At 37.1% G+C, this 453-nt stretch carries 1 protein-coding gene; it reads left to right on the forward strand.

The features are described 5' to 3' along the window. A partial coding sequence (locus tag ACODS7_RS32605; RefSeq protein WP_488828700.1) for an FtsK/SpoIIIE domain-containing protein occupies nt 1-453 on the forward strand: 453 nt, incomplete at both ends.

The following is a 453-nucleotide window of genomic DNA, read 5'->3' on the forward strand; positions in this document are numbered from 1 at the left end:
CGTTAGATCGAATGATTTATCATGATTTTGAAAAAACACCGCATATGTGCGTGAGTGGGATGACTCGTTTTGGCAAGACAGGTTTTCTCAAAAATATTATGACCAGCTTAATTTTACAGCAATCCAATCATGTAAAACTATATGTCATTGACTTAAAAGAAGGTTTAGAGTTTAGTCCCTATAGGGACTTATTACAGGTAGAAGAAGTGGCTGAGAATCCCATGCAAGCATTTGATATGTTGAATCGTATCCGTGAAAAGATGGTAGAACAGGTAGTACGCATGAAAGAATCTTATTTTACCAACATTGTAGATACACCAATCAAAGAACGCTATTTCATTATAGTTGATGAATCAGCGAACTTGTGCCCAACACAGGGATTGCCAAAACAAAAGAGAGATATGCTCTATATGTGTCAAGAAATGTTATCGGAAATAGCGAGGATTGGCGGAG

Source organism: Bacillus sp. FG16, from assembly GCF_057809515.1.